Source organism: Hyphomicrobium sp., assembly GCF_041659645.1.
Classification (GTDB): domain Bacteria; phylum Pseudomonadota; class Alphaproteobacteria; order Rhizobiales; family Hyphomicrobiaceae; genus Hyphomicrobium_B.
In genome coordinates this window covers 409,513-427,533 of record NZ_JBAZXX010000004.1, presented here as the reverse complement: position 1 = coordinate 427,533, position 18,021 = coordinate 409,513, and the positions used below count along the sequence as shown (strand labels likewise).

General features: G+C 62.1%; 14 protein-coding genes and 2 pseudogenes. All 16 read right to left on the bottom strand.

Features of this window, described 5'->3' with window-relative positions; all coding sequences use genetic code 11:
• Window positions 1-2: 2 nt before the first annotated feature.
• Entirely contained in the window at window positions 3-1,448 is a 1,446-nt protein-coding gene (locus WC811_RS16495) for a sensor histidine kinase (RefSeq protein WP_372646410.1), read from the bottom strand.
• Complete coding sequence (locus WC811_RS16490; protein WP_372646409.1) at window positions 1,432-2,112, bottom strand: response regulator transcription factor; 681 nt, start codon at window positions 2,110-2,112, stop codon at window positions 1,432-1,434. Before WC811_RS16490 ends, WC811_RS16495 begins: the two co-directional genes overlap by 17 nt.
• A gap of 120 nt (window positions 2,113-2,232) precedes the next feature.
• Window positions 2,233-3,825, bottom strand: coding sequence for a Do family serine endopeptidase (locus WC811_RS16485; protein WP_372646408.1), 1,593 nt, complete (start codon window positions 3,823-3,825; stop codon window positions 2,233-2,235).
• A 129-nt stretch (window positions 3,826-3,954) separates the two neighbouring features.
• Entirely contained in the window at window positions 3,955-4,428 is a 474-nt protein-coding gene (locus WC811_RS16480; RefSeq protein WP_372646407.1) for a cytochrome c-type biogenesis protein, read from the bottom strand.
• Window positions 4,429-4,433: 5 nt separating this feature from the next.
• Entirely contained in the window at window positions 4,434-6,413 is a 1,980-nt protein-coding gene (locus WC811_RS16475; RefSeq protein ID WP_372646406.1) for a heme lyase CcmF/NrfE family subunit, read from the bottom strand.
• Window positions 6,414-6,424: 11 nt separating this feature from the next.
• On the bottom strand, window positions 6,425-6,895 hold the full coding sequence (ccmE, locus tag WC811_RS16470; protein ID WP_372646405.1) for a cytochrome c maturation protein CcmE: 471 nt from the start codon (window positions 6,893-6,895) through the stop codon (window positions 6,425-6,427).
• 18 nt (window positions 6,896-6,913) lie between these two features.
• Entirely contained in the window at window positions 6,914-8,104 is a 1,191-nt protein-coding gene (gene ccmI / locus WC811_RS16465) for a c-type cytochrome biogenesis protein CcmI (protein WP_372646404.1), read from the bottom strand.
• Window positions 8,105-8,240: 136 nt separating this feature from the next.
• Window positions 8,241-8,729, bottom strand: a complete 489-nt coding sequence (locus tag WC811_RS16460) for an RT0821/Lpp0805 family surface protein (protein WP_372646403.1) — start codon at window positions 8,727-8,729, stop codon at window positions 8,241-8,243.
• Between the two features lie 160 nt (window positions 8,730-8,889).
• Window positions 8,890-10,269, bottom strand: a complete 1,380-nt coding sequence (locus tag WC811_RS16455) for a sensor histidine kinase (RefSeq protein ID WP_372646402.1) — start codon at window positions 10,267-10,269, stop codon at window positions 8,890-8,892.
• Window positions 10,259-10,930, bottom strand: a complete 672-nt coding sequence (locus WC811_RS16450) for a response regulator transcription factor (protein WP_372646401.1) — start codon at window positions 10,928-10,930, stop codon at window positions 10,259-10,261. The genes WC811_RS16455 and WC811_RS16450 overlap by 11 nt, the downstream gene beginning before the upstream one ends.
• Before the next feature lie 81 nt (window positions 10,931-11,011).
• Entirely contained in the window at window positions 11,012-11,302 is a 291-nt protein-coding gene (locus tag WC811_RS16445) for a hypothetical protein (protein WP_372646400.1), read from the bottom strand.
• Window positions 11,303-11,393: 91 nt separating this feature from the next.
• Entirely contained in the window at window positions 11,394-12,707 is a 1,314-nt protein-coding gene (locus tag WC811_RS16440; protein ID WP_372646399.1) for a TIGR02594 family protein, read from the bottom strand.
• A 69-nt stretch (window positions 12,708-12,776) separates the two neighbouring features.
• Window positions 12,777-14,786: a phage tail protein gene (locus WC811_RS16435; RefSeq protein WP_372646398.1), complete on the bottom strand. Its 2,010-nt coding sequence runs from the start codon at window positions 14,784-14,786 to the stop codon at window positions 12,777-12,779.
• Window positions 14,787-14,875: 89 nt separating this feature from the next.
• Window positions 14,876-15,376: pseudogene (locus tag WC811_RS16430) on the bottom strand (glycoside hydrolase TIM-barrel-like domain-containing protein); the annotation flags it as partial.
• A 1,136-nt stretch (window positions 15,377-16,512) separates the two neighbouring features.
• Window positions 16,513-17,586, bottom strand: a pseudogene (locus WC811_RS16425) (terminase large subunit domain-containing protein); the annotation flags it as partial.
• Window positions 17,504-17,890, bottom strand: coding sequence for a hypothetical protein (locus WC811_RS16420; protein WP_372646397.1), 387 nt, complete (start codon window positions 17,888-17,890; stop codon window positions 17,504-17,506). The pseudogene WC811_RS16425 and the gene WC811_RS16420, both read right to left, overlap by 83 nt.
• Window positions 17,891-18,021: the final 131 nt, after the last annotated feature.

Genomic DNA, 18,021 nt, shown 5'->3' with positions numbered 1-18,021 from the left:
GCTCATTGTGCCGCAAGACCGGGCGCTGCGTCACCCTCCCTATCGGGCACTGCAATCAGACATTTGCTCGATAGCAGCAGGACGACCTTGAGGCCTGGCTGGTTATCCTCAAGGCGGACCTCACCGTGATGGAGGCGCGCAACCGCCGCGACGAGGCTTAACCCTAGTCCGGTCCCCGGCTTCGTGCGGCTCTCTTCCAGGCGCACAAAGCGCTTCAAAACCCGCTCGCGGTCGGTCTCGCCGATGCCCGGCCCATGGTCGCCGACCGAGATTGCAGGACGGCCGTTAAGGCGGTAGGCGCGCGCGGTGATGGCGCTTCCGGGCTCGCCGCCGCGCGAATATTTAATGGCATTGTCGATGAGATTGGCGATCGCCTGACCGATCAATTGTCTGTTGCCGCGAACAAAGACGTCCTGCTCGACGTCAATTGCGAGTGCGAAGCCCGCTTCTTCAGCGGCGGGCGCATACAGTTCGCTGACGTCCGCCACGAAGCGGCCGAGATCGAACGTCTCGGTGCTTTCCTCTAGCGGACCGGCTTCAAGGCGCGCGATGAGCAACAGAGCGTTGAACGTCTTGATGAGTTCGTCCGACTTCTCAATCGTCCGTTCGAGGCCTTCGCGATAAGCCTCACCGCCGCGTGGATCGCGGAGCGCCGCCTCCGCCGCGTTGCGGAGCCGGTTGAGCGGCGTCTTGAGATCGTGGGCGATATTGTCCGAGACCTCGCGGAGACCGCTCATCAGGCCTTCGATGCGTTCCAACATCTCGTTGAGGTTGTTTGCTAGTCCGTCGAGTTCTCCGCCCCTGCCCGACGTTGGAATGCGGCGCGAGAGATCGCCCTCCATGATTTGACGGCTTGCCGCCGTGATCTGATCCATACGAGTGACGATCAGGCGGCTGACGGTGAGGCCGCCGAGAAGGCCGATGACCGAGAGGGCGCCAAAGCCCAAGAGAAAGACGAAGCGGATCGAATTCGCAAAGGCGCGTTGATCTTCGACGTCGCGGCCGACGATGAGGCGAAGATTGGGACCGAGATCAACTGGAATAGCGACGGCGAGATGCGACGGGCCTTGGTCGTCGGTCGGCTGATAGCTGAAAACGCCGCCGCGTCCGTCGGCGTCGAGTTCCGGGGGAATGCGATTGAGGTTTCCGGCGATTTTCGCGCCAGTCTGGTCGGCGAGATAGTAGAGGCCCGTTCCCTGAGGACGCGACAGCGCCGTAACCGTCTCGACGAGCTTCACCTGGCCGCCAACTTTCATCTCGGATGAAAGAATACGGGCCTCGGCCGTCAGCGTCGAGAGGACCTGGTCGGTGAAGAGTTTATTCGTCTGCCAGAACAGAAAGCCGACAACGATCGCCGCGGCGAACAAGAAAAACGCCACGGCCAACGCGCTCAATCCGAAGGCTGTGGTCGAAGCCGCTTTCGCGACGCGATCAAGCAGGGCCGTCACGGATTGTATATCCTGCGCCTCGGACCGTGTGCAGCAACGGCTTGTCGAAGTTCTTATCGATCTTCGCCCGGAGACGGGAAACATGCACGTCGATCACGTTCGTTTGTGGGTCGAAGTGATAATCCCAGACATGTTCGAGCAGCATCGTGCGGGTGACGACCTGCCCGGCGTGCTGCATCAAATATTCGAGCAACCGATATTCGCGCGGCTGGAGCAGGATATGCTCGCCGCTGCGGGTGACACGATGGGAAAGGCGATCGAGGATGAGATCGCCGACGGAATAGCGGGTCTGCTGTTCCTCGGGCGCGGTGCGCCGTCCGAGCGCCTCGACGCGGGCCAGAAGTTCCGAGTAGGCGTAGGGCTTCGTGAGATAGTCATCGCCGCCGGCGCGCAATCCCTTGACCCGATCGTCGACTTCGCCGAGCGCCGACAAAATCAGCACTGGCGTCCGGCTACCCTCGGTCCGAAGCGTCTTGATCACGGACAAGCCGTCGAGCAAGGGCAACATGCGATCTACGATCAAAACATCGTAGGCACCGTCCGTCGCCAGCGACAAGCCCGCTTCGCCATCGTGAGCAAGATCAGCCGTATGGCCGTTCTCTTTCAGGGATTTCTGCAGGAAAAGCGCGGTTTCTTTATCGTCTTCAATTACGAGCACGCGCATGGTTTGGGTCCGACCTTGGCCTTCTCTCCGCTCACTGTTTAACTGGCTGTCCCCGAAACGTCGAGACAGCCCCGCCGTTTGACTGACGGAGCTGCTCGAATTGGTCATGGCGCGTTAACCTCAACCCTTCTTGGTCAGCTGAACGGCGACGAAGCGCTTCTGGTCGGCTGACTTGACGTGCAGGAGGACGGCTGTGCGCTTCAGATCCTGCGCCTTCTTGATGCCCGAGATGACGTCGTCGGGAGACGTCACGATCTGGCCGGAGACTTCAAGGATGACGTCGCCCGGCTTCAGGCCCTTCTCGGCAGCGTCCGACGACGGATCGACTTCGGCAATGGCGACGCCCTCAGCGTCCTTACCCGACCGGGCCGGCATCAGCGTGAGACCGAGCTGGCTCAGGTCGACGGACTTGCTGTCTTCGTCGTCATCGTTCTTGCCGTTGTCCTGATCGTTGTTATCGCCGTTCATCGCGGCTTCGGCGTTCTTGGGGAAGAGCCCAAGCTTCACCTTCAGCGACTGCTCGGAGTTGTTGCGCCAGACCTTGACGTCAACGTCCGTGTTCGGCGCAAGCTCGGCGATTTTACGGGCAAGATCACGACTGTCGGCAATCTTGTCGCCGTTGACCTGGAGGATGGCATCCTGGGCCTTGATGCCCGACTTGGAAGCAGGACCGTTCGGCGTCACTTCGCTGACCAGAGCGCCGTGGGCGTCGGAAAGCCCGATGCTGGCGGCGGTGTCCTCGTCGACGTTCTGAATCTTGACGCCGAGCCAGCCGCGGCTGACCGAACCGTCAGCCTTCAGCTGCTGGACGACTTCCTTGACGGTCGTCGCGGGCACAGCGAATGCGATGCCGACGTTGCCACCAGACGGAGAGAAGATGGCGGTGTTGACGCCGATCACATCGCCGTCGATGTTCACGGTTGGGCCGCCCGAGTTGCCGCGGTTCACGGCCGCGTCGATCTGCAGGTAATCGTAGGGACCGGAACCGATGTCGCGGGCGAGCGCCGAGACGATGCCGGCGGTAACCGTGCCACCGAGGCCGAACGGATTGCCGACGGCCAGAGCCCAGTCGCCAACGCGCGGTTTCTTGTCCGACAGCTTGACGGTCGGGAAGGTCTTGTTGCTTTCGATTTTGATGAGAGCGATGTCGGTGCGCGGATCGGTGCCGACCAGCTTCGCGTCGTACTTCGTTTCGTCGTTGTCGAAGCTCACCTGGATCTTGGTGGCACCGTCGATGACATGGTTGTTGGTCACGACGTAGCCATCGGACGAAATAACGAAGCCCGAGCCCTGGCCCTGAACGATCTTCGGGCGCTCTTCCTGGCCGAACTCCTTCGGAAGGTTCTTGAAGAAGTCGTGCAAGGGGTGATCCGGCGGTAGATCGGGAAGCGAGAAGTTCTTTTCGCCCTTCGGGCCCTTCTCCGGCTTCTTATCCTTGTCGTTCGACGCGAGTTTCGAGGCACCGCCATCGTTGACGACGGATACGGAAACGACTGCCGGCTTCACCCTGTCGACGATGTCGGCGAAGGTCAGCGGCGCGCGGCCGAATGGCGTTTCGATCGTCTGGGCGCCGGACTCGGCGCGCACAGGGTGCGATGGCACCGCAAGCCCAAATCCCACCGCAGTGATTGCAACCATCGCAGCCGATGCCGGCGCGAATTTAGAAGTCAATTTTGAATAAGAGTTCGTCGACAAGCGGTGCGGAAATCGCATCCCAGGGTCTCCAGATGAAAGCAGGCTTCGCGAGCCTTACTACGACGCATAGCGGAAACGGGGTTACGGCAGCATGTCAGGGACGTTAACTGTTGGTAATCTGGTGACTGTTCCAGGCCCATCCAAAGTCTAACGGTCCTTGGGGCTAAGTATTTCGTCGAGCTTGGCCTGTTCCTGTTCCGTCAGGGGGACGCTGGCCAATGTCCCGGCTGGCTTCGTCGCCCGGACGACGAGCACGATGCCGCCGAGCAGCACGAGAATGGGCGTCAGCCAAAGGAGAAGCGTCGACAGCTCGAACCGGGGCTTCAGCAGAACGAATTCGCCGTAGCGGGAGACGATATAGTCGATGACTTGAGCGTTGGTATCGTGCGCCATGATCCGTTCGCGCACGAGACGGCGAAGGTCGCCTGCGAGCGGGGCGTCACTGTCGTCGATGGACTGGTTCTGACAGACGAGGCACCGCAGGTCGCCCGAGATCGTGCGCGCACGCTGTTCGAGCGCCGGGTCGCTCAGCATTTCGCCGGGCTGAACGGCGAACGCCAACGGCACAAATGCTAGCGCCGCCCAGACTGTCAAAGCCACGACTGCGATTAACCGGCGCAAGGGTTTCACTCCGCAGGAACCGCAGCAGCGAGACGCGGCCGTGTCGGGGCTCCAACGCGCAAACGCCGATCGGACAGCGAGATGCCGCCGCCAAGGAACATAATCAGGCCGCCAAGCCAGATGAAGCGAACGAGAGGATTGAAGTAGGCGCGAACGGCGTAGCCTCCGCCCGGCTGACCGTCGCCGATGACGAGATAGAGATCGCCGCCCCAGGAAGCGTAAATGCCGGATTCCGTCGTCGATTGCGGCGGGGCATCGTAAAGGCGCTTCGATGGCTGGAGCCGCGTAACCGTCTCGCCGTCACGCTTCACATTGAAGTCGGCGATATCTTCAACGTAGTTCGGGCCACGGCCACGCTCGACACCGGCGAATGTCACCTGATAGCCATCGACCATCAGCTGATCACCGGGTTTCATCGCCACGATGTGCTCTTCGCGATAGGCGCTGGTTGCGACGATGCCGACCATCAGCATGCCGATACCGAAGTGGGCGAAGAACGTGCCATAGGCCGAGCGCGGCAGGTTCACCGCACGGCGGACGACTTCATCGCGCCCGGTCGAGCCGAGCTTTACTCTGTTTGCCCACTCGAGCACGGCGCCCGCCATAACGTAGACGCCGAGCGCGATGCCGAAGGGCGCGAGCCACGGTCCCCGGTATTCGGCCGCGAAGACGGCGACGAGGGCGACAAGCGCCGCCAGGAACGCGAACGCCAGCCGCTGCATCGCACCGAGCAAATCACCGCGCTTCCAGGCGAGCATCGGCCCGAACGGCATCGCGATCAGCAGCGGGATCATCAAGGGGCCGAACGTCATGTTGAAGAACGGCGGTCCGACGGAAATTTTTTCGCCCGTCAGAGCTTCGAGTGCCATCGGATAGAGCGTGCCGACGAGCACCGTTGCGGTTGCCGTCACCAGCAGCAGGTTGTTGAGGACGAGCGTGCCTTCGCGGCTGATCGGCTGAAAGAGGCCGCCCGCCTGCATATCCTTTGCACGTAGCGCAAAGAGCGCGAGGCCGCCGCCCGTGAAGATGACGAGAATGGCAAGGATGAAGACGCCGCGTGCCGGGTCGACGGCGAACGAATGCACCGACGTCAGCACGCCGGAGCGTACGATGAATGTGCCCATCAACGACAATGAGAACGTCAGGATCGCGAGCAGCACGGTCCAGATCTTCAGCGCTTCGCGCTTTTCCATCACCAATGCGGAATGCAGGAGCGCCGTACCCGCGAGCCATGGCATGAACGACGCGTTCTCGACCGGGTCCCAGAACCACCAACCGCCCCAGCCAAGCTCGTAGTAAGCCCACCACGAACCCATCGAGATGCCGATGGTCAGGAACATCCAGGCGGCGAGCGTCCAGGGGCGCACCCAGCGCGCCCAGGCGGCATCGATGCGGCCTTCTATGAGGGCGGCGATGGCGAACGAGAATGCGATCGAGAAGCCGACGTAGCCCGTGTAGAGGAACGGCGGGTGGAAGGCCAACGCGGGGTCCTGGAGGATAGGATTGAGACCGTTGCCGTCGGACGGCGCCGGATCGAGGCGTATGAACGGATTGGACGTCAGCAGCGAAAAGAGCAGGAACGCCACCGCGATCGATGCCTGCACGGAAAGAACGCGGGCTTTCAGCGTCGGCGGCAGATTGTTGCCGAACACGGCGACGGCAGCGCCGAAGAGCGCCAGGATCAGCACCCAGAGCAGCATAGAGCCTTCGTGATTGCCCCAGACGCCGGCCATTTTGTAGATCAGCGGCTTGGTCGAATGCGAATTCTGGGCGACGTTCAGGACAGAAAAATCCGACGTTACGTAAGCGTGCATCAGCGCGAAGAAGGCGAGCCCGATCAAGAAAAGCTGAGACACCGCAGCCGGCTCCGCGACGCGCATCATGCGCCCGTCCTTGATGGCGGCGCCGAACGCGGGAACCACGACCTGCACGACTGCAACCAGCAGCGCGAGGATGAGAGCGAAATGTCCAATTTCGACGATCACGGCATATCCTTCTAGGGCATCTCTGCCTTTAACTGGCCCGGATGCGCGCTCGCACCCAGCTTCACGCCTTTCGCTTCTAACGCCTTCGCAACGTCGCGGGGCATGTAATTTTCATCATGCTTGGCAAGAACGGTGTCCGCCGTGAAGCCGCCCTTGCCGTCGAGCACGCCTTCGGTCACGACCCCCTGCCCTTCCTTGAACAGATCGGGCAGCACGCCGGTGAACGTCACGGGGATATCTTTCAGGGTGTCCGTCACCTTGAAAGTAATCGTCGTGCCTTGACCGCGAACGACCGAACCTTGCTCGACAAGTCCTCCGAGGCGAATGCGCTGGCCGGCCGCCACGCCCTTCTCGATGATATCGCTCGGGGTATGGAAGAAAACGATGCTGTCCTTCAACGCGAAAAGAACGAGGATAACGGCCAGTCCGAGCGTCGCGACGCCGCCTCCGATCATCACTCCGCGTTTCTGTTTGCGTGTCATTGCGGACCTTACGTTACATCAACTTCCAAGACCGAGCTGGCGCGCCAAATCTTCGACTTGGGCCAGCCCTCCTTGGTTGCCCTTGAGGTTGGTGCGGGCATCATTCAATGCTTTCACGGCATCGTCGCGGCGGCCGAGAACTTGATAGGCGCGGATGAGCTTCACCCATCCCTCGGCATCGCTGCCGTCCGTCTTTAGCCGGGCCGCAAGACCATCAACCATACGGCCAATGAAGGCCTGGCGTTGTTCGGGGCTCATGGACATGACCGCCGAGGCATCGGGGCCAGCGGGGGCTTGAGGCGCGGCGGGTGCTGCAGGAGGTGCGTTTGCTCCGGCGCTCTGATCGGTACCCGGAGCGGTGTTGCCCTTAGGCTCCAGCCTCGCGAGGCGCTCTTCCACGACGGGACGCCACGGCGCGTCGCTCGGCGCTTGGGCTAGGAGAGACTTGTAGTCTGCCGCAGCCTCGGTGAGGTTACCGTCCTGCTCTTTGGCCAGCGCCAGCCAAATGCGCGGCTCGACGGATTTAGGCGCGAGCACAAGAATTTGCTGAAGCGCCTTGCGGGCATCGTCAGGAACGATGCCGTTTTCCAGGCGGATGCGGGAGTTGGCGAAACCTTGCAGGCGACGGGGATCGGCGCCGATTAATCGCAGCGCGTTTTGATATGCCGTGGCGGCGTCGACGTAGCGGCCCATCGCGTAGTAAACCGGCGCGATCACGTCCCATCCGGTGCCGTCTTCGGGATGCTCGCGCAGCCGCTGCTCAACCTTGGCAATGAGATCGTTCGGCTTGCTCGCAACGTTCGCTTCGGCAAGGCGCTCGCTCAATGGCTGCGCCGGCATACCGGGTGCGCCATAGGCGAGATAGAGTCCTAAGCTCGCGACGGGCAGGGCAACGGACGTCAGAAGCGAGACCGGCAGGATGAAGCGATTGCGGGCGGCGGCGCGCGCTGCGGTTTCGGATTTTGGCGTATCTTGCGTGACGCGCAAAAGGCGGCGCGCAATTTCGGCGCGGGCGTTTTCAGCCTCGTTGGCCGCAAGCGTGCCCCGCGCTTCGTCGGCCGTTACCTCTTTGAGCTGATCCTTGTAGACCGCGATATCGGCGTCAGCGTCGGCATCGGTGGCGGCCTGCGCGGGCTGTCGCATCAGCGGCCACGTGATGGCAAGCGTTACCGCCGCCACCAGTCCGGCCACTAGAATCCAGAAAACCATCGCCGCGCGATCCTCAAGCTTTTTGCAGGGAATAGGATCGCGCGCCGGTCCAGGCAAGCAGACAAAGCTCAGAGCAGCCCATCTGTCGCGGACGGGTTAACTTATAGAAATGTTTCCCGAGTTTTGTTGCAGTGCGTCAGCCAACTGCCTGCCACGTTCCATCGCCACCACGGCACGCCGTGCCGCGCATCTGCTTCGGCTTGCCTTCAATGTAGACCGTGTGGGTGTAATCCCGGCAATCGGCGACGCCGCGTTTGTAGGGGCGGCTCGGAACGATATCGCCGTAGTTGCCGGTATCGGGATCGCGCCATTGCCGCGAAACGCCGGATTGGCCGCGCTCGAGAGCGTCATATTCGGCTTCCTGCGCGTAGCGGCGGTCTCGCTCGTCCATGCTGGCGCCGATCTGGCTGCCGACGATGCCACCGATGACGGCGCCAGCGACCGTTGCCGCCACCTTGCCGTCGCCCTTGCCGACCTGATTACCCAGAATGCCGCCGGTGATACTGCCGAGGACCAATCCTGTATTCGTGTTGTCGACTCCACCCTGGCCGTTGCTGCATCCCGCCAGCATGGCAATAGCCAGCAGCGGCAGCGAAAAGCGCGCGATGCGCATGGTAAACCCCATTATCGGTTCATCCCCTCGCGCCGCATTTGCCCCACCCGGCGCACAGTCTTGAACAGTGGCTAGACCGATATTGTGCCTTCGACAAGGCGGAAATCGACCACAATTCGGGCAAATCCCCACCCAAGTTCGGTGCTGCGCCGCGATATCCAGAGGAAGAGCGTCATACTGCTGGAAGATCGAGTATGGCTTTCAGGCCACCATGCTTGGAAGCTTCGAGCGAGAGCTTGCCCCGATAGGACGTGGCGAGATCGCTAACGATCGAGAGACCAAGGCCGGATCCGGGTTTTGTTTCATCCAAGCGCAAGCCCCGCTTGCCGATTTTAGCCCGCTGCTCGGGCGAAAGCCCTGGGCCGTCATCCTCGACGGTGATTCGGAGCTTTCGGCGCCCCGTCGTATCTTGGGAATTGACGACCGCCGCGAGATAGACCCGGCCCTTCCCCCACTTGCAGGCATTATCGAGCAGGTTACCGAGCATTTCTTCCAGGTCTTGCTTCTCACCCTGAAACTTGGCGCCGGGCTGGACCGCCAAATCGAACGAGACACCCTTGTCCTGGTGAATGCGCTCGAGCGCCCTCACTAGGGGGCCAGCCGTCGCATCAACGGGCGTGACGCGGCCGATGGTGCTGGTGCGCGCAGCGATGCGGGCGCGGTCGAGGTAATGGCTGATTTGATCGCGCATCAGATGTGCCTGCTCGGCAACCTTGACGCCGAAGGGACTTTCGTCCTCGTGCGCTTCATTGGTGAGGACGGCGAGCGGCGTCTTGAGAGCGTGCGCGAGGTTGCCGACCTGGGTGCGCGCGCGATCGATGATATCCTGGTTGGATTCGATCAGCGCGTTGAGCTCCGACTGTAACGGCTCGATCTCGGCGGGAAGGTTGCCTTCCAACCGCTCGGCCTGGCCGGACCGGATGCTCGCGAGGCTTTTCTCGACACGGCGCAACGGCAAAAGACCAAAGCGCACCTGGAAAACCGTCACCGCCAATAGACCCAAGCCGACGAGCGCAAGAGCACTTGTCAGGCGCGTGCGGAACTTGGCGACGGTCGCCTCGAACCAATCCATCGGGCCAGCGACGATGATCGAATATTTCGTTTTGTCGGGATCATGACCCGGGGAGTCGATGAATTCGAGAATACGGATCGTCGTGCCCGTCGGGCCGGGCACGTTCATCCAGCGCGTTCCGGTATCGTCGGTCGGAAACTTGCGATCATAGGGAGACGGCAATACCGCGGTCGCCAGTGACGGCGACACGAGCGTTCGCCCCGGCGCGCCGTCAACCGGGCGGATCTGCCAATACCAGCCCGATTGCGTGACTTCGAACAGCGGTTCGTAGAGGTTCGGCGGGATGACGGGCTGATCACCCATCGTGCTCATGCTGTCGATCGTGATCTGGGTCAGAAGCTTCTTGAGCTGGGCGTCGAAGCTTAACTGCACGTCTTCGCGATAGAGCGAGTAAATGATGTAGCCCGCCAGCGGCAGGGCCAGAAGCGTCCACGCTGCCGAAGTCGCAAAGAGGCGCAGCGCGAGGGAGTTAAGCCTCATCCGGTCCTTGGCTCATGCGGTATCCAAGACCGCGGACCGTCTGGATAACATCGCCTGGAATCTTCTTCCGCAGTCGGCCGATAAATACCTCGATGGTGTTCGAATCGCGATCAAAATCCTGGTCGTAGAGATGTTCGACCAGTTCGGTCCGCGAGACCACCCGGCCGTTATGGTGCATCAAGTACGCCAACAGCCGGAATTCGTGCGATGTCAGTTTCACGGGGGCGCCGTCGCAGGTCACGCGCGCCGACTTGGTATCGAGCCGGATCGGCCCGCATTCGATTTCGGATTTTGCATGACCCGACGCCCGGCGCACCTGGGCGCGGACGCGGGCCAGCAGCTCTTCCATATGGAAGGGCTTCGCCAAATAGTCGTCTGCGCCGGCGTCCATGCCCGCGACCTTGTCGCTCCAGCGGTCGCGCGCGGTCAGGATGATGACCGGCATCTTGCGGTCGCTTCGACGCCATTGTTCAAGAACGGAAATGCCGTCGATCTTCGGCAGGCCGATATCGAGAATGACGATATCGTAGGGCTCGGTATCGCCGAGGAAATAGCCTTCCTCACCGTCCCCGGCGGCATCGACGGCGAAACCGGCATCGGAAAGCGCCGAGGAAAGTTGACGGTTCAGGTCTTTATCGTCCTCGACGACGAGTGCTCGCACGGCGATTTCCCTCCGCTCCTGCGTGACGTTGCGGACTTATAAGATAGCTTTCGGAGAAAGCCAGCCGCAACGATGAGCCACCTAGCGACTCTTAGCAGTCATAACGGTCGTGATCAGCCGTCCCGTCGGCGCTCTGATCACAAGGCGATAAAAATATCCGCTTTCGGAGCGGCAAAGCGTGGTCTTGACGAGTACGCCGACGCCGTCCGAGGCAAGAGACCGGGAGACCTCCTCCACCGTTATCAGGTTCTCCCGTCTCACGATTTGGCCGGCCATACCCCAATCGGTCAAGCAGTCGGCGGCGCAAACGGCTTCGCACGGCAGTATGCCTGCCGCAGCCATCACCACTGCCGCTTTCCCCAATCCGAGCATGGACCTCATCCGGAAAACACTACTGTGTAAGAATAGCGGGTTGAATGGGCGATGAATACGGGCTCGGAGACAGCGAGCGCTCCAATTGAAATTAACTTTTACGAAGACTGAGGACGGATGACGCGGTGAATCGCCCATATATAGTAAGGCTGGTGCCGAACAATCCCGCGATGGCCTGAACAGCCGTAATCGCTTGATCGCCGAATGTCTGGATGATGTCCGCCGGGAGGGTTACGCCAATCGCCGGGCCCAGAAGGGGAAGGACCGTCGAAGCCGCGGTGATTAAGACACCCCATAGCGTCTTCGATTGCGTCCAAACTTTTGCGTCGCTGTCGGTGGTCGTTGTCGTCGTTTGGCTGCTCATGGTCGTTTCTCCTTTTGCGTTTTGTCCGGGCTCCAAAAGCCCGTGGGTGATGCCGTCGGCTGAGGCCCACGCTTTGCCGAGGGCGAAAGTTGCATCGACGCGTCTCAACCAACCGCGTCCAAACCGCCAGAAATGCGGAAGGGCGCGGTAGCGGGCGCGGCGGATTTCGGCGTAGCTATCGATGAGGTCGAGGACGTTGCGCGCGCCGATCGCGGCGAGTGTCTCAGGGCCGATCTCGCCGTCGACCGTGACGCTGGCTGCTTGCTGCAACATGCGGATCGCGGCACCAACGCCGTGGTTCACGGCGGCGTCGAAATGCATGAGCGTCAGCGGCGCGGTAAATGCCGCGCAATCCGCCGGTTCGAAATAGCGGCGGCGATAAATTGCGGCGACGGTCGCGTCGGGAATGGATTTCAATTCCGCGATCAGGCGATCCCGCGTACCGGCGTCGAGGGTCTGGCCCTTAAAACCGGCGTAAACGTCAAGCGTAATGCCGCGATTGGTCGGTCCGCCGGGATCGTAGGGATCGTTCGTATAACCGCCCTCCATTTCGAGGACGTGCGCGAGCACTTTCGCGAAGATGCCGTTGTCGGCGGTTGTGCTTTCCGCCTCGGTTTCGTCGTTTGGCCAGCGAAGTCCGAGCAGGCGTGTCTTGTCGAAGGCTGCGATCGCCACGGCATCGCCCTGGTTGCCGCCGAGGAGATAGAGTTTGTCGGCCGCCTCTCCGAGCACAAAGCCGACGTGCCCGGCCGTTGGATCGTCGCCGCGCGATAGAATAGCGACGGCGCCGAGCCGCGCATCATCGAGTTTGATGCCCCATTCGAGATACGATCGCGCAAGAAGCGAGCCGGTGCCTGCGGTTCCCGCACGTTTCAACATGGCGCCAGTGAATGCGGCGCACCAGGGCGTTGCTTCGGTCTCGACATTGTCGTCACCCGCATCGCGAAAATAGCGTAGGATTTCGGGCGCACTCTCGTTGCCGGGAATTTCGCGCACGCCAAATTCGGCCCACGCAGCCGCAAGCCACGCCGGTTGGTCCATTGCGATTTCCTCGAATGATGATTGTCGTGGATGTCCGCCTTCGCGGCCATGACGTGACTAAGGGATGGTCTAAACGATCGCAGCCCGTGGCGCGCCGCGGCCGAAGACGACGTTGGTCTGGTAGATCTTGACCGATACGGCCGACTGGACAGATCCGAAGTCAGCGATTTGATCGCCGCTTGAATAGCTCGCGGTCGGCGACGAGGATTGAAGCGTGCGCTTCACGTCCGCGCCATCGAGGATGTCGACTTCGTAGCTCTCGCTTTCTTCGCCCAGCGGCACATCGGGAAGCTCCCAGTTGTCGCCCCCGGTGCGCGTGCGCCGAACCCACGACATCACAATGTTGCCCGACGCGCGCGTTGCCTTGACGCGAACCGGCGAGAGCGGCCGCAGCCCGAGTCCCTGATATGCAAACGGCGCCGTGACGTAAGACGCATCGCCAATATTGCGATTTCCCGGGCCGTAGCGCCAGTTGAGCGTCAGCTTCTGCTCGCTTTCCGGTAGAGGAATTCGCGTGACGCCAGCATCGAGCAGCACGAACTGCGCGCCAGACGACGACGTTTCAACCATTGCGCCTTCGGTGCCGAACTGGCCGCGAAGAAGTCCGCTCAATCGGTAGGTCTGCGCATCGACAAGCTCCGCCGTGAGGAACTGGATAATTTCCCAATTTCCGCCGGCATTGCGAAGCGCAGCGAGATTTGCGCCAGCCAACATCGACACGAGATCGGCGGACGCGAGCGTGCCGTTCGTCAATCGGACCCGAAACGAAGCTCGATGATCGAGTCGTCCTTCCGGCCCCGACGGCAGATCATCGAGCGTCACGCCGAGAGTCGCGGGAACACTGGCAATGGCCTTGAGCTGATAACCCGTGTCTTGCGGCGACACGAACAGCGCAACGCTGCCCGGCCAGGGTTTCTGCATCGCCGCCGCGTAGCCGGACAACGCGTCATAACTCGCGTTCCATTGCGGCAGGTCCATCAGTGCGACCGCAGGCGACCCGATCTGCACGAGCGGCGTCGGCGCTGCGGCACGCGACGGGACGTCGATTTGATCGTAGACGCTCGGATCGATGCTGAGAGCTTGGATCTCACGCGTGCCGTGCTCGGAGACGGCGGTCAATCGCAGCAGGCGGCTTCGCCCTGCGATGTTCGCCGAAACGATGTCCCCCGGCTCCAACGCGAGCGTCGAAGGCGGCAGTTTGAATGTCGCGGACTCGCGCGACGCCCAGGTTTCGTACAGCCAGCTTTCGACGATTGCTCCCGCGAGGCCGTCATCCAGAACAATCGCGAGATCGGCTTCGGCGACACGGCCGCTGGCTCCGGTCAGACGCCGAGCCTCGGCGACCGCCTGAGGATAGTCGTCGATCCCCGAGATGTAACGCACCTTGGCCGAGGCTGGGAGATCCGTTTCCTGGGCGCGGGTCAGTTCGTAAAACGGATCGCCGACGTTCTCTTCGACGAAGCTGTCGATACTGAGCGTCATCGCCGGTTCGGCTCGGCCGCGATGGCGAAATACGATTCTGCCGTTGCTCTCGATGCTATCGAAGAAGTACGCGAGTTCGAGCGGCTGGATCGCATCACGCGCCGCCATCGTGCGGTCGACGACATACCCCGGCACGGTCCCGGTCAAGCCGGAAGCATCGAACGCGGTGAAACCCTGATCGAGGAGGATCGTCGACACGACCTCATCGAGCGCAGCGCCGCCGAGGCGGCCGTTGACCCAATGCCCGTGCTCCCAATTCGCGCCGTCGCCCCAGTAGGTCGTCGCGTCGGGGAATGCCGGAAAGGGTCGCGCATCCCAGCAGTAGACGTGAATGTGGTCGAGATCGACCATTCGCGCGCCGGTCACCGACGAGACCTGATTGAGATCCGCGATATATCCTGGCTTCGTCCAGTCGAATGCATCGCGCAGCGCCTGGCCATGGCGCGCCTGCATGAGATCGTCGCGAAAGCCGCGCGAATAATACGGATACGCCGACTCCGAGCTCTTCGGATCGACGAAGACGTTCGGCTGGTTGGCGCCCTTATCGACCGCGGGGCAGCCGATCTCCATGAACCAGAACGGTTTCGATTGCGGCACCCACGCCGTCGGCGTTCCGCTCTCGACGCGCCGCCCGGGCGATTAAAATGGCGATTGCTCCACCATGACAGGATATCCTTGTAGCGGAAGATCCACGGCTTACCGCCGCCGTCGGTAATCGGAGTGCGAGCTTGCGCATCGCGGTCGGCTTCGGAGGCGTAGTACCAATCGAACCCCTCGCCGCCGTGGACGTTCGATCTAAGATAGCCAAGATCGTAGATCGACGGTGCGCCGGCAATCGCATCGAGATGATCGCGGCCGTCGCGCCAATCCGCGAGCGGCCAATAGACGTCAGTGCCGATGGCGTCGATGTTCGGCGACGACCACAACGGATCGAGATGGAAATAGACGTCGCTCGAACCGTCGCCCGGCTGATGGCCGAAATATTCCGACCAATCGGCGGCGTAGAGCACCTTCGTGCCTGGGCCGAGGATCGATTTCACGTCGGCGGCGAGCGCGACAAGCGCGGCGACGAACGGATAGGTTCCGGAAGCGGAACGCACCCACGTCAAGCCGCGTAATTCCGATCCGATGACGAAAGCCTCGACGCCTCCTGCTGCTTTCGCGAGAAACGCCTGGTGCAGGACCATACGACGATATGACCATTCGCTCGGACCGGAATAGTTGACTGCCGCGCCCGATAGCGAGAAGTCCGACGCCGCGGCCGCGCCGACGAACGCCGCGATCTGGCTGGCGGCCGTCGCGGTTTTATCGGGCGTTCCGGATTGGCCGGGTGCCGGGTGACAGGTCATGCGCCCGCGCCACGGATAGACCGGCTGGCTCGCGCCACCGTATGGATTTGCGAGCGTATTGTCGGCTGCGACGTCCATCAGAATGAAAGGCGTCAGCGTGACGTTGAGGCCGCGCGCCTTCATGTCTTGAATGGCGGCGACGACCGTCTGGTCGGATGGCGTGCCGCCGTAGGCCGCGTTGCCGTCGCGCGTTGAGATGAGATACGCGGTGTCGCGCGTCGTGCCGGCGACCGACCATGTCAACGGCGCTGTCGTTTTGTGACGCGTCTCGACGCCGGGCTTGATCTCGCATTCGCCGGCGCGGAGATCGGTACCGAACCAGCTGACGATCAGCGACGCGGACTTTGCATTCGGAAGCGCCGATTCCATCTGATCGAGCGCGACCTGCCAATCCGTTGCGCCTAAGAGCTGATGCACGTTTTCCGATTGCGATACGCCGTCGTCGAACGTCTGATGCACCGGCTCTGTCGCGTATACGAACTCGCCGGAACCCGGGATCAGCACGATGCCGCGCACGTCGTTATCGGCGTCGGATACGCTGCGATAGACTTCGAACGATAACTGCGGAACTCGGTTGCCATAATCGGCGAGCGCGAAATGCTCGAACACGACGTATGCGACCCCGCGATATGCTGGTGCGTTGCTCGCACCTTCGCGCGCGGCGATCAAACTGTCGACGGCTTGGGTTTCGGTGCCGGTATGAAGGCGAAACGTGGTGCGTGCGAGGTCGAGTTCTTGCTCGTCGGCCCAAATGCGGCCGACGCGCGTGACGACTCCCTCGGCCAAGGCCACGGCGAAGTTTGCATAATAGTTGTATTGCGTGAGGCGGGTCTTGTCGCCGCTCGACGTTCCCTTCCCGCCGCCGACGGCTTCCGTCGTCGTGACGATGTCTTCCTCGATATCGGTCGCCCAGATGATCTGGCCACCGACGCGTGCGCGGCCGTAGAGTTTCGGTAGCGGCGCGCCTTCGGTCGACCGGCGACGACAATTCCACATGCGTCCGACGATGCCGTTGCCGTGACAGGTGGATCAAGAGCGACAACAACTCGTTGCATTTCTGGGGCGTTCGCGATGCGCGCTTCCTCGATCCAATGCCGGCGCCACAGCCCGTCGCTTGCGTCCTCGACGATCTCACCGAGCAATTCTTGCCGTCCGATCGCGGAACCGGCGTAGCGCCGCGTCATCTCGGCGAGGAACGACGGCGCGAGGTTGGTGGCGTTATCGGCGGTCGCGAGATTGACGGTCACGGTCGCTTCGTCCGCGATGATCTGTTTCAAAAGCTTCGTTGCGCGCGGCGTCGTCGTCACGCAGACGCGCGGCGCATCGCCGAGGCGGAGCGCAAATTGCAGCATGTCCCACGCCCTTTCCGCGCCGCGCCATTTCGCAAGCTCGTCGCACCACGCGGCCGTGAACTGCGGGCCGCGTAGCGCTTCGGCTTCGTCCGCCGAGAATAATTCCGCCACCGCGCCGTTCGGCCACGTGAGGCGCCGCTTCGACGGCTCGAAGTCAGGTCGCTCGTACGCAGGATGGATTGCGAGCAAACCCGATTGACCTTCGATCATGACGTTGCGGACGTCGGCGAGGGTTTTACCCACCAGCGCTATTCTTGGTGGTGCCCGGCGACTCCCCTGCGGGGAGCCGGCCGCAAGGCGCGGCTCTGTATCATCGCCACGGGCGATGGACCGTATCCATTCCGCACCGGCGCGCGTTTTGCCGGAACCGCGACCGCCAAGAAGTAGCCACACGCGCCATTGCTTGAGTGCGCCCGTACTTGTCATCCCGGGCGAGCCATCTTGCGAGACCCGGGACCCAAGACTTAGATCCCCATCAGCGCCGGGAACTCTGGGTCCCGGCCCGCCGCTACGCGTCGGCCGGGATGACACCTGATGAAGCGGCGGCAATTGCTCGTCCCGCGCCCAGATTTCCCAATCGTGGGCGATGAATTCGAGTTCCGCGCGCGTCAGTTCATTCAGATCTTCGGACAGGCGCCCGCTTGCGATTGAGTCGCTCAAGACGTTCCGCAATTTCGCGGCGTAGATCTTCCGCATGGGCGAGCGCCTCCTTGCTCTTGGCGTCTCCTCCGGTCGGCTTCCGCTTCGTCATCTCGCGTTGCATCTCAACAGCTTTCTCCAAGGCATTGACCATCTGCGACAGAGCCCGCGACGCGCGCTCGCGATCCTGGGACGTCAGTCCCTTCTGCTTCTCAAGCTTCGTCAGCTCGCCGTCGATCGTGTTGTAGACACGCTGAACGAGGGCGTTGGGTTTTGCGCGCGCTGGCTTCGCCACCTTCGGCGCCGCATTCTTCGTTGCGCGGACGCGCGTCGTCGTTCGCCGCGCACCTGATGCCGCCATGCGCCGCTGACCTTCTCGAATTGTTTGGGCTCGAATTTTAAATGGGATGCGCGATGGGCGAACATTACGGCCGAAGCCGCCGGTTTCTCTCGGCTCACACTTTCCGCGTTATACAGAGAAGATGCCTGAGA

What these genes read in the sequence shown, in the direction of transcription:
- WC811_RS16490 (WP_372646409.1), bottom strand. Translation starts at nt 2,112, where the DNA reads ATGCGCGTGCTCGTAATTGAAGACGATAAAGAAACCGCGCTTTTCCTG.
- WC811_RS16485 (WP_372646408.1), bottom strand. Translation starts at nt 3,825, where the DNA reads ATGCGATTTCCGCACCGCTTGTCGACGAACTCTTATTCAAAATTGACT.
- ccmE (WP_372646405.1), bottom strand. Translation starts at nt 6,895, where the DNA reads ATGACACGCAAACAGAAACGCGGAGTGATGATCGGAGGCGGCGTCGCG.
- ccmI (WP_372646404.1), bottom strand. Translation starts at nt 8,104, where the DNA reads ATGGTTTTCTGGATTCTAGTGGCCGGACTGGTGGCGGCGGTAACGCTT.
- WC811_RS16460 (WP_372646403.1), bottom strand. Translation starts at nt 8,729, where the DNA reads ATGGGGTTTACCATGCGCATCGCGCGCTTTTCGCTGCCGCTGCTGGCT.
- WC811_RS16455 (WP_372646402.1), bottom strand. Translation starts at nt 10,269, where the DNA reads ATGAGGCTTAACTCCCTCGCGCTGCGCCTCTTTGCGACTTCGGCAGCG.
- WC811_RS16445 (WP_372646400.1), bottom strand. Translation starts at nt 11,302, where the DNA reads ATGCTCGGATTGGGGAAAGCGGCAGTGGTGATGGCTGCGGCAGGCATA.
- WC811_RS16440 (WP_372646399.1), bottom strand. Translation starts at nt 12,707, where the DNA reads ATGGACCAACCGGCGTGGCTTGCGGCTGCGTGGGCCGAATTTGGCGTG.
- WC811_RS16420 (WP_372646397.1), bottom strand. Translation starts at nt 17,890, where the DNA reads ATGGCGGCATCAGGTGCGCGGCGAACGACGACGCGCGTCCGCGCAACG.